Here is a 12,428-nt window from a genome sequence, read left to right as displayed (position 1 = left end):
TATAGGTTTAATGAATTTTCTAATTCTTTGATTCTTAAATATTGGCTTAATACATCTTTTGATTCTTTGTTACCATTGCATATCTTTTTAACTTTAATACTCTTTGACATCTTAGCTTCTTCTTTCTTATTTGTTTTCAGTTGCATTATTATTTTTAAAATTATCAAGAATCTTACTGTTTTACGTCACCAACTCTTTAAACCTTCTTCCAAATTTCATCGTGTTCTACTAGTAATATAAGGATTAAACTTAAAATTAATCTTTCTAAATTGGTTCTCACTAGTAATATAGCGATCCAACGAATTTGTTCTAAAGCTTGGATAGTAATACAGATTCCCTGTATAATAAATCAAGTAGAGAAGTTAAGGCGGTGGCTATTTCCAATCGGAGGTGGTGCTTATGGTGTTAAACCTTTAAAGCCCATAAATCCTAACGAAAGGAGTAGCCTAAGTGTCCGTTGCGGACGCTTTACAATTAATGCTGGCTTTCGGTACCTTTATCGTAGCCTTAATTGCATTGATTGTTGAGCTGATCAAAAGTCAGCAAAAAAAATAACCGCCTTAGCTCTGGTCAGCTAGCGGTTATTAAATATCGTTAAAATCTGCCACCGTCTTTAACGGCTCTACATGGGAAGTCCTGTTCTAGCGGGGCTTCCCTTTTTCTGTCTACATTATAGCATGACTATAATGGACTTTCGACTATTTTTAATCAACTTTCTGCCAGTTTTTAGGGAACACACGTTTGCTTTATATGCTACAATACAGGTAAAAGCTAACGGAAGTGATCTAAATGTTTTTTGATGATGAACCGCATGGCGTGTTCTTCTTAATCGATAACAAGTCCTTTTATGCTAGTTGCGAAGCCGTTGCCCGGGGCCTTAATCCCTTAAAAGTCCCGTTAGTGGTCCTTAGTGAAGCTGAAAATACCAATGGTGGGCTTATTTTAGCCACGTCACCCGAAGCTAAGCATGTATTTCATCTTAAAGCCAATGTCTCCCGTAAACGTGACTTACCCAATGACTCCAAGTTATGGGTCGTGCCACCGCGTATGAACCTTTATATTCAACGTAATTTGCAGATCAATCAGATCTTTCATCAATTTACCACTGAAAAAGAGGTTTGGCCGTATTCGATTGATGAAAGTATTCTTGATATGACCCATACTTGGCGGCTGTTTGGCAATTCTGTTCGCGAAGTGGCACGCTTGATTCAAAAGACAGTTCGGCAAAAGCTAGGCTTGTACACCACCGTGGGAATTGGTGACAATCCGGTGCAAGCTAAATTAGCCTTAGACCTTTACGCTAAACATAATCATGAATTGATCGGTGAAATTCATTACGAAACGGTGCCGGATAAGATTTGGTCAATCAACGAATTAACGGACGTTTGGGGGATTGGCCCCCGTATGGCTAAACGTTTGAACCGGCTTCAAATTCACAATATGTATGAGCTAGCCCACACCAACCCTTATTTACTCAAACAGCAGCTTGGCGTCATTGGTAGCCAGTTATTTGCTACGGCCTGGGGAATTGATCGCGCGCAAGTTACGGAACCAACTAAGGTTAAAGCAGCTAGCCTGGGTAATTCACAAGTGTTGCCACGGGACTATTTTAACCAAGCCGAAATTGAAACGGTCATTAAAGAAATTGGGGAACAGGTGGCGGCTCGTCTCCGGCACCATCATAAACTGGCCGGTTGTCTATCGCTAAGCATTGGGTTTTCCTATGCTGCAGCTGAAGCAGATGGTCGCGGTGGTTTTAACCAGACTTTAAAAATTGAACCAACTAATGACAATCAAGTTTTGACACAACAATTATTGTGGTTATTCCGTCAGAATTGGGACGGTCAAGCTGTCCGGAATATTGGTGTTTATAGCAGTAAACTAAGTGCCAACTCGGGCCAACAACTTAATTTATTTGAAACCCCGCACAACCAAATTCGCCGTAGCCGGTTAAACCAAGTGATTGATGAAATTCACCGGCAATTTGGGTTCACCAAACTAGTTTACGCGACCAGTTTATTAAAGGGAGGCACCGCTATCAAGCGGGCTTCACTAGTGGGCGGACATAATGGAGGTAATAGCTATGAATAGCGATATCGAGATTATTAAGGGGCGGTTAACCCGATTGTTTAAGCGGCGTCCCCAAACCCGCTATTGGTTAATGTTGACTAATGATACCTACGATCAGACCTATAATCTGTTTTTTAACAGTCAACGGGCTAACGAGCGCTTGCAATCCGTTCCCTTACATAAATTAGCACACTACGATTTAGCTGATTTAGAAAAGCTGTTAAAAACATTGCGACAGGATATAAAACTAACGATCGAATTTGTCGGCTTTACTGGGGAACGGTGGCCGGCAAGTCAAAAGCTGATTCAACGAAAGCGGGTGCCCCTTGAATAATCAAGAATTTGATTTAGCCACGGTTAAGCATTTTTTTGAACATGATTACCATGACCGGGGCATGATGAAATGGCAGGGATTCTATTTATCCGATCATACTGCCGCATTAAACCAACAGAACCAGCAGTTGAATGCAGTATACGTTCCACGACCGCAACAATCCTTAGCAACAATTACCGAGGTATTGGCGGACGCATATCAGCGTCAGCAACCAGTGACCATTCAATTAAAAACGGTTGACCAAAACAACCGCCATTTACGAGATATCACCACCTTGATTCATGGTTACAATGCCAATGAGATTGTGGTTGATTCTGATCGGTTTATCCCACTACTAGAAATTCGAAATATAGTTTATAAAGGAGAAGTATAAACATTTAGTGGTTGATCTGTCCTTCATATTTAAATGCATTTTTTGCCCTACATTCTGAGATATCTAACCTTTAGAAGTCAACTGTACAACACTATAGAGTATAATTTAGTAAGATGGATTAACATTAAATTTATAACAATCTATAAGATTGGAGAATATTAAATTGTTCATATCAAGTGTTGAAATAACAAACTTCAGAACTTTTAAGGAAAAACAAATAATTCGTTTTACAGAGGGAATTAACATTTTAGTCGGGCCCAACAATATTGGAAAAACCACGATAATATCAGCGATAAGATTAATCTTCGACAAAAATAAATTTGGATTAGATATAAATGATTTTAGTAAGACTGAAACAAAAGAAGAATTGAAAAACTGCTCTCCTAAAATCACTGTGTCAGTTAACTTGCAAAAATCAAACAAAGAAGGTAGTGATAGCGACGATCTTCTAGCAATACGCAATTGGCTGACTGATATAGATAATCCATATAAGGCAAAGATTACTATGCAGTTTCAACTTCCAACTAAATATGAAAAAGCATATCTGGACGCCGTAAAAGACTTAGACGATATAGGCAGTGTCTGGTTAGAGTTGGAAGATGAGTTTCTTCCAAAATACCAAAGAAAATATTTTGTAGGAGAGTCCGCACAACCATTAATGGATAATTCGTTAAGTCGTTTTAATTGCCAATATTTGCCAGCTATTCGAGATGCTGAAAAAAGAATGAATTCGGGAAACAAATATCTACTCAATAAACTTTTAAATTTTTTCATTGATTACGATTTAAAAAGCAATGAAGAGTTGAAAAAATCTGACATCGAAAAGAAGATGCAAAAGCGACATAAAGATTTTCATGATCTGGCTGTGAAACTATTGAATAATCTTAGCCCTAGATTTAAAGAGGGTAAAAAGGAAATGCTGAAGTATTCAAGCCAAACCGGGGCTACTTTTGATGGTGAAGAACCAGAATTCAATAGTGCGTTAAATGATCACGATATCCTAAAAGAATTTAGTTTAGTTGTTAAAAATGGTGAATCAAATGTGCCAATAAATTTAAATGGGCTAGGATATAACAATTTAATTTATATTTCTTTAGTATTAGCTGAACTTCAGCAAAGTCGTGACAATTCTTATTTTGGTGATAATTCAAGTGTTTTTCCATTTCTATTAATAGAAGAACCTGAGGCACATCTTCATCCTGATATGCAATATGATTTTTTAAAATTTTTACAAAATAATATCAAGGATGGTACAACTAGTGAAACAGCAAAGCAGGTGATTATAACCACGCATTCTCCTAATATTACAGCTGCTGCTAGTTTAGATGATCTTATTGTTCTCAGTAAATATAAAAGTGGTGTTAAAATTGGATATCCTGGGGAAACGTTTATCGATAATCCAAAAGACAAGAAATTTGTAGAACGATTTTTAGATGTCACACGATCCAATTTGTTTTTTACTAATCAACTTATTTTTATTGAGGGGTTAGCGGAACAAATGCTAATACCGCAATTTATGAAAGCCGATACATCTAACATACAAAACAGACATATTTCTATTATTAATTTGTCTGGGCGCTATTTCATTCCCTTTTTAAGAATGTTTGATACAAATAAGAATCCTAATACCGCAATATATAAGCAGATTGCCTGTCTAACGGACTTAGATCCTGTTCAAGGAAAGCAAAACAAATCCTGTCCGCCAATATTTCAAGCGGAACCTGACAACAAAAATCCGAATATAGAAAGTATCAAGGCTTTGAAATCGGCTAATATTAAAGTGTTCTCACAAGATGAAGATTCTGACTATAAGTCTAATGAAGGTTGGACGTTTGAATATCAGTTGTATATGGATAATCCTGATCTAATGCCATTGATCTTTCACGATTCTATGAGATATTGTGATGCATGGGAAAATTTGAAACAAATGAGCATTGAAAATCTGAGTATTGAAAAAATATCGAATACTTTCCAGAACGAAAGATCTAAACAAATCGACGGAATACTCAAGGAAAATCACAATACTAATGATTTATCAGAAATTACTGATTCCAAGTTAATTAAGCTATATCTAGGAACAATGTTTCTATATTCAATTAAAGATAAGGGCCTTTATGCGCAAGAACTTTCCGAAGAAATAAGTAGTGGTAAATCTATTACAGTGCCAAAATACATCAAAAAATGTTTCAAATGGATCGCAGATAAAAATGGATTATAAAAGAGTATCATCTCATGAGAACATAAATATTAATCAAAATTTCTTGGTATCAGCTGGCCCCGGCTCAGGGAAAACAGAATTCTTAGTAAACCATATTCATCACATAATTAAAGAGTCTGGAAAAATAAACACATTAAGAAAGGTATTGGCGATTACTTATACGAATGTTGCAGCCGATAATCTTTCAAGGCGTATTGGATATACATCTGGTCTTACGCAAGTTTCAACAATACACAGCTTTCTATCAGAATTTATACTTTTACCATACTCATGGTTATTAGAAGGCAAATATTCTTTACCAAAGAAGCTCACAATTACCCCTCATCAATTAGCGAGTTTTTCTGATTTTAAAGAGCTTTGCCAAAAATATAAATGCCAGTATATGACATATTATGACAATATTCGGGATCGTATTTCTTAAAGTATATATTTTAAGAAGCTGAATGATCATTACAGTCTTACTATTGATCAGAAAGATACACGAGTTCCAAATAAAAGATATCCTATTAAAAATGATCCTAAATTTTTTATGGAATATAAACAATCATGTTGGAAAAACGGCATCATCAATTACGATGATGTTTTGTTGTTATCATTAATCATTTTAGAAAACAATCCATTTGTTGCTAAACTGATTTCTAATAGTTTCCCATTTATCTTTATTGACGAATTTCAAGACACTTCAATAATCCAAGCTGAAATCATTAGTATTTTAGCTGATAATGGAAGCAAAGTAGGAGTTATTGGCGATGAGAATCAATCAATTTATGGATTTGCGCATTCAAGTCTGGAAACCTTTAGAAAATTCAGTCTACCGAAACTAAACAAATATTGCATTAATATAAATCACCGGAGCAGCGACCCGATAATTAAACTTTTAAATGGAATTACAGAAAATTCTGGGAAGGATCCTCAAATTTTACAGAACATACCAGGTCCTAAGCCAACTATAGTGGTTGGAGACCCTAGATTAGTTGTTAATTGGTTTTTAAAAAATCACCCCCAAAACTCAGCATGTTCCAAGATGATCATTAGTTACAGTAACGACTATATTGAACAAATAAAACCGAATTACAGTGCCCCTTCTAAAAAAATTAAGGATAATATCAATAAGATGCGCACTGATGATAGAGGAAGATTCATCTATAGTATTATAAAATCACTTAAGTTAGCTTCTGAGGGTCAAATAAACGCCAGTATTTCATCTTTCTTCCGTTCTTACGAAAAAACAAATGCTGACGAAAAATATGTCATATCAAAGTTTTATTATGCTTACAATAAAATTAATAATTACTTGAATCGTGATATTAGTACATGGTTCAACGAGATTCTTCTTGATAAGAATATTCATGAAGCAAATTCTGATAACATTTCGAAAATAATGAAGAAGATTACAGGAAGAAATAAATGCTTTTTAGGGTTGAAAGTCAAATATTTATTGTCTGATGTTCCCTTAGAAGGTACTAACTCCGAATTTAGGACTATTCATCAATCCAAGGGTGATGAAGCAGATGCAGTGCTCATTATGATAGATGACAGTGGCAAAAAAAGAGAAAGTAATTTTTCGTTTTTACTAAAACCAAGCCTTAGTGGAAGTAATGAGGATGACAGGGTTTATTATGTTGCAATGAGTCGCGCAAGACATGAACTGTTTTTTTCTATTCCGTCGTTAAACAAAAATATAAGAAAGCAGATTGAAGCCACTGGTTTAGTTAAAATTCAGGATATTCTTGATATATTAAATTCCGAAGTCTAAATGCAAATTATTTTGCGTACAATAACCTGGTGAATAAAAGCAAAGGAGGGAACTGTTTTTATGCTAGAACTATCGTTTGAAAAAGAAGTTGTTAAAACCTTAACGACTGGAAGCAATCAATGGGTGGAACGCAAAGACCTGTATGGTGCGACGCCGGATCAATTATGGGCTAATTTTCGCGATAAATTAAATAACAATAACTATGCTAAATTGCAGGGACACCCTTTAACTGATACCGAATTTAATCAGGTTAAACGGGCGATTGAGGTCCCGACACCTTACGAAGCGGCTAAGTTACTAGCCGCCGAAAATGGCATTGGCAAAGTGGAAGTTGAACGTGATGATGCTAAGCTGGGCACGGTGACGCTTGAGTTGTTTTGGAAAGCGGACGTCGCTGGCGGTAAATCTAGTTATGAAGTGGTCCGGCAAGCAGTGCGACCACGGTTAGCTGGTACCCAAGATGTCTATCCTGATCGCCGGTTTGACGTAACCCTATTGATTAATGGGTTACCCTTAATTCAATTGGAACTAAAAAAAGCCACGGTCGAACTTAACCAGGCTTTTAATCAAATTGAAAAATACGCGCAGGAAGGTAAATATAAGGGAATTTACTCGCTGCTGCAAATGTTTGTGATTATGACGCCGGATAGTACGGCGTATTTTGCGAATGCCGAACCGGATCATTTCAATAAAGCCTTTTTGTTCAATTGGCGGACGCGGGATAATCACCCCGTGGAAAACGGCTTAGCGTTTACGCGCCAAGTCCTTAATATTCCCATGGCCCACAAAATGGTCAGTGAATATACGGTCATTGACCAAGAGCGGCAAAGCTTAATTATCTTACGGCCTCACCAGATTTATGCGATTGAAGCCGTGATGCACCGGATTCATGATCATCAGGATGGCTTTGTTTGGCATACCACAGGTTCTGGTAAAACAATCACCTCATATAAAACTGCTAAATTAGCTGCGCAAGATCCTGGTGTGGATAAGGTCATCTTTTTAGTTGACCGGCGGGATTTAGATGAACAGACAACTAGCAACTTTAGTGCCTATGCTGCCAATGACGATATTGCCATTAACGAAGCCCAAAACACCGGTGATTTAATGCGTAAGTTGCAACAAAATGACGGTAAGGTCTTGGTCACCTCGATTCAAAAACTTCATCGGGCGGTCAAAAAAACGCAAGCCCAGCTGGCAACTGGTAAGCAATCCCGCTTTAGTAAAACTTTAAAGCAACGGGTGATCTTCTTTGTTGACGAAGCCCACCGGTCGCAATTTGGTAAGATGCAAAAGGAAATTCGCGCAGCGTTTGTCAATAGTAACTGGTATGGTTACACCGGCACCCCAATCTTTAATGAAAATAAGAAACAGCTCAAGGGTGATCTAGCAGTTACGACTGAGGAGCTATTTGGTAAAGTCTGTCACATTTATAACTTGCGAGATGCGCTAGAGGATCAAGCCGTGTTACCGTTTAATGTGGAACACGTGGCAACGATTGATAAAGACGCTTTAATAAACCGGGCCCGCGAAAAAGAAACCAATCGTGTTAAAGCTCGTCGTGATAAGCAAGGCCGCCTGCTGAGTACAGCTGATGAAGCAAAAATTCAAGCCAAGATTCAAGCGATGTCAGTCAAGGACTTGGAAGAAACGTATTTAACTCTGGCTGACTTTGAGACTGATGAACATATCCAACAAGTTGTTCAATATATTTTAGACACCGGCCCACGTAAAACCAGCTTGGGGCATGGCAACTACAATGCGATTTTAACCACCAGTTCCATTGAAATGGCGCAACGCTATTATCAAGCCTTTAAAGCCGCTAAAAAGACTACTCACAATCAGCTAGATCCTGATTGGCCCCGGATTGCGATTACTTATTCATTAAGTGAAAACGAAGATCAGAGTGCGCAAAAACATGACCAAATGGCCACCATTTTAAAAGATTATAATCGGCAGTATCACACTAATTTTGATTTAGCCGATTTGAATCTCTATAACGAAGATGTTGCAAAACGGGCCGCCCGGCGTGAAGCGGTCTTTGCTCATTTGAAACCGGATCAGGAAATTAATCTAGTGATTGTGGTGCGGCGGTTATTAACGGGTTTTGATGCCCCTCGGCTAAATACGCTTTTTGTTGACCGTACCTTAGCCTATCAAGAACTCATTCAAGCCTACTCACGCACCAACCGGCTCCAAAACCGAGAATTAAAACAAGAAGGCCAAATTGTGACCTTTCGGGTCCCGGCAATCATGGAAGCGAATGAACGTGAAGCTTACAAGTTATATAGTGGCGAAGGCTCGTTTAATGTCATCATGCGTCCCACTTATCAGCAGGCTGTCTTAAAATTTCAAAAGGCCGTGGTCGATTTAAAAACCATTGCCCCGACGCCGACGGCGGCCGATGACCTGAAAGGAACCACTGCTAAGGTACAGTTTGTGAAAGCCTTTCGCCAAGTGAATCAGCAATTGAATTCCTTATCGATGTACAACGATTTCACTTGGGAAAACAGTGAAAAGGCCTTTGGTATCGCTCAGCCCGAAGTAGAATCCTATACGGGTAAATATCTGCGGATTAAAGCGGCGGTTACTAACCAAGAGCCTGAGAAAGTCCCCGAAGAATTAGCTGCCTTAGACTTTTCCCTAGCCGTTGGTTCAGTCGTCTTGGTGGATTATGATTATTTGACGCAATTAATTCAAGATTGGATTGATGAACAGCAACGGTACACGACATCTGATCAAGCCCAAGCGCATATGACTGCTTATTTGCAAAGCAACGCTAAAGTACAGGCTAGTTTGAATAAATTAGCAGAAACGCAACCGCAACAGGCCCAGTTAATTCGCGAAGCCATGCCCTATATTAAGCAACAAATGCAACAGTCGCAGCAACAGAGTAACCAAAATAAAGCGCCAGTAGCGTTGAATGCTCGTGAGTTGGTGGCTGATTACGCCCAGAAACAATTGGTCAAAAAAACGACGACCTTTGCCCATACGTGGGGCTTAGATCAAGCAGCCCTATTGCGGGTGGCGCGTGAACACACCGTAGGGACTGATGAATGGCACCATGAACAAGAATTAACGCAGTCAGCGAATTTAGCAGCGGCCTTACAAGCTCAAACTGCCACTGGGCCGAAGATTCCAGCTATGTTGCCACTATACCGGATTAAGTCCCAGGCCGCTTGGCGGCAGTTTATTGAACACGATTTAGCAATTTATCTACAAAAATAAGTGAGGTTAAACAATGTCAGAAAAAACAATGCAAGCTAGTCAACTTGAAAGCGCCCTATGGAATGCGGCCGATGTCTTACGCGGGAAAATGGACGCTTCTGAATATAAAAATTATTTATTAGGGTTAATTTTTTATCGGTTCCTATCTGAGAAAACCTTGACGACCTTTAGTGAATGGGCGGGTGAAACCGAAAATGTCACTCAGAAATATGCTCAGTATATGGATCCGCAGTTTGAATTGGAAGGCGTCTCGGTGCAGCCCAGTTTAGTGGAGTATTTGCAAAACACGCTCGGCTATTTAATTAAACCACAAGCGTTGTACACCACCCTGATTGGCAAGATTCAAGCCCATACTTTTGCATTAGATGATTTATCCCAAGCACTTCATGATCTGGAACAGTCGACGCAAAACCTGTCGTCAGCGCAAGACTTTTCGGGCTTGTTTGCCGATGTGGATTTAAGTAGTAATAAATTAGGCAGTTCTTTACAACAACGGAATCAAACTATCAGTGATACCATGTTAGCTTTAAATGCGATTGATCTCGTCCATCATCAAGGCGACGTCTTAGGTGACGCCTATGAATACTTAATCGCGCAATTTGCCAGTGATTCTGGTAAGAAGGCGGGTGAATTTTATACTCCACGGCAGGTGTCCGACATTATTGCCCAGATTGTGACTTATCAGCGCAATGCAGGTGACAAACAAGTGCGGACTATTTATGATCCAGCGGTTGGTTCCGGTTCACTGCTATTAAATGTCGGACAGCACGTGCAAGACCCCAATTTAGTGAGTTATCACGGCCAAGAATTGAACACCACGACCTATAACCTGGCCCGGATGAACCTAATGTTACATGGAGTCTCGTATGACGATATGCACTTACGCAACGGGGATACGTTAAGTAAAGATTGGCCCGTTGACGAGCCTTACTTATTTGATGCCGTCGTTATGAACCCGCCCTACTCGGCGCACTGGGATAACAGCGACAAACGCTTGTCAGACCCTCGATTCCGTGATTATGGTGTCTTACCGCCTAAATCAAAAGCCGACTTTGCCTTTCTGCTACACGGCTTTTATCATCTGCAGGAGCATGGAACTATGGGCATCGTCTTACCCCATGGCGTGCTATTTCGGGGGGCTAAGGAAGGCAAAATTCGCCAAAAGCTTCTGCTGGATAACCGGATTGATGCCATTATTGGGCTACCCGCTAATATTTTTCATTCCACCAGTATTCCAACGTTGATCATGATTTTAAAGAAACATAAAACCACTGATAACGTCTTGTTTATTGATGCGTCCCGGGAATTTGAAAAGGACAAGAATCAAAATAAGCTAACGGCAGCCAATATTCAAAAAATTGTGACAACTTATCAAAACCGGCAGGATGTCGATAAATATGCCCATGTGGCCTCACCGGCAGAAATCAAAGAGAATGATTATAATTTAAATATTCCGCGCTACGTTGATACGTTTGAGCCGGAACCCGAGATTGATCTGAACCAGGTCAAAGCTGATCTAAAGCAACTGGATGAGGAAATCAGTCAGAATGAACAAGCCTTTAATGAATTAGCTAGCCAGTTAGTGGCCACCCAGGTTAATGATCAGTCAAAACCGGAGGCTCACAATGAAAGATAACCAAGCTAAATATCCGCAATTAAGATTTAAAGGTTTCACTGATCCTTGGGAACAGCGTAAGTTGGGAGAAGAAGCCCAACTTACCATGGGTCAATCTCCAAATTCTGAAAACTATACAAAAAATCCAGATGACTACATTCTTGTTCAAGGTAATGCTGATATGAAAAACGGTCGTGTTGTTCCAAGAGTTTGGACTACACAAATTACTAAGAAAGCTGAAAAAAGTGATTTAATTTTAAGTGTTCGTGCACCAGTTGGAGATATTGGGAAGACTGATTATGACGTAGTTCTAGGCCGCGGTGTTGCAGCAATTAAAGGAAATGAATTTATCTTCCAACAACTTGGAAAAATGAAATTAACCGGATATTGGACTCGTTACAGCACAGGTTCAACATTTGAAAGTATCAATTCAAACGATATTAAAGACGCCAAAATTATGGTACCAGTTGAAGAGGAACAACAAAAAATTGGCTCATTTTTCCAACAACTTGATCACCTTATAACTCTTCATCAGCGTAAGCTTGAAAAACTCCAAGAACTTAAAAAGGGGTATCTACAAAAGATGTTTTGCTGATTCTTAATTTGATCAAATTTAGGATCCTAAGAAAACCCCTGACTTAATTTTTATTGTGCTTGGTCAATACTTAATTCACCTGTATAATGGATTACGCAGGAAGTTTTAAGGACGGTGGCTGTCTTTTCCCTTGCGAGGTGAGGCCCATGGGAACATGGAATAATCTTCAAGAAGGTTTCACAGTCAATGAGCGTCTTCCAGACACTCTCGTTGATGTTGCTGTTTGGCACGTTTTTAAT

At 39.0% G+C, this 12,428-nt stretch carries 10 protein-coding genes; all 10 read left to right on the top strand.

Going from position 1 to position 12,428, the window contains the following annotated elements; translation table 11 throughout:
• Positions 1–477 precede the first annotated feature (477 nt).
• The 10 genes from HMPREF0518_RS11035 to HMPREF0518_RS02250 all read left to right on the top strand — a co-directional run bounded on the left by HMPREF0518_RS11035 (position 478) and on the right by HMPREF0518_RS02250 (position 12,189).
• A complete protein-coding gene (locus HMPREF0518_RS11035; RefSeq protein ID WP_076661461.1) occupies positions 478–555 on the top strand; it encodes a putative holin-like toxin in 78 nt (25 codons plus the stop codon).
• A 234-nt stretch (positions 556–789) separates the two neighbouring features.
• A complete protein-coding gene (locus HMPREF0518_RS02290) occupies positions 790–2,091 on the top strand; it encodes a Y-family DNA polymerase (RefSeq protein WP_003625681.1) in 1,302 nt (433 codons plus the stop codon).
• Entirely contained in the window at positions 2,084–2,404 is a 321-nt protein-coding gene (locus tag HMPREF0518_RS02285) for a hypothetical protein (RefSeq protein WP_023192937.1), read from the top strand. Before HMPREF0518_RS02290 ends, HMPREF0518_RS02285 begins: the two co-directional genes overlap by 8 nt.
• Positions 2,397–2,777, top strand: a complete 381-nt coding sequence (locus tag HMPREF0518_RS02280; protein ID WP_003625677.1) for a hypothetical protein — start codon at positions 2,397–2,399, stop codon at positions 2,775–2,777. The genes HMPREF0518_RS02285 and HMPREF0518_RS02280 overlap by 8 nt, the downstream gene beginning before the upstream one ends.
• Before the next feature lie 163 nt (positions 2,778–2,940).
• The gene (locus HMPREF0518_RS02275) at positions 2,941–4,995 is read left to right on the top strand and encodes an ATP-dependent nuclease (protein WP_023192936.1); all 2,055 of its coding nucleotides are present in this window, start codon (positions 2,941–2,943) and stop codon (positions 4,993–4,995) included.
• Positions 4,985–5,416: a UvrD-helicase domain-containing protein gene (locus HMPREF0518_RS02270; RefSeq protein ID WP_003625674.1), complete on the top strand. Its 432-nt coding sequence runs from the start codon at positions 4,985–4,987 to the stop codon at positions 5,414–5,416. The genes HMPREF0518_RS02275 and HMPREF0518_RS02270 overlap by 11 nt, the downstream gene beginning before the upstream one ends.
• A gap of 3 nt (positions 5,417–5,419) precedes the next feature.
• Entirely contained in the window at positions 5,420–6,751 is a 1,332-nt protein-coding gene (locus HMPREF0518_RS02265) for an ATP-dependent helicase (RefSeq protein WP_311317985.1), read from the top strand.
• 60 nt (positions 6,752–6,811) lie between these two features.
• Positions 6,812–9,979, top strand: coding sequence for a type I restriction endonuclease subunit R (locus HMPREF0518_RS02260; protein WP_003625672.1), 3,168 nt, complete (start codon positions 6,812–6,814; stop codon positions 9,977–9,979).
• Positions 9,980–9,992: 13 nt separating this feature from the next.
• Complete coding sequence (locus HMPREF0518_RS02255) at positions 9,993–11,615, top strand: type I restriction-modification system subunit M (protein WP_003625671.1); 1,623 nt, start codon at positions 9,993–9,995, stop codon at positions 11,613–11,615.
• A complete protein-coding gene (locus HMPREF0518_RS02250; RefSeq protein ID WP_003625669.1) occupies positions 11,605–12,189 on the top strand; it encodes a restriction endonuclease subunit S in 585 nt (194 codons plus the stop codon). Before HMPREF0518_RS02255 ends, HMPREF0518_RS02250 begins: the two co-directional genes overlap by 11 nt.
• Positions 12,190–12,428 lie beyond the last annotated feature (239 nt).

The organism is Lactobacillus helveticus DSM 20075 = CGMCC 1.1877 (genome assembly GCF_000160855.1).
Lineage (GTDB): Bacteria > Bacillota > Bacilli > Lactobacillales > Lactobacillaceae > Lactobacillus > Lactobacillus helveticus.
The sequence above is the reverse complement of the archived record's forward strand: the minus strand, read 5'-3'. Positions and strand labels throughout refer to the sequence as shown.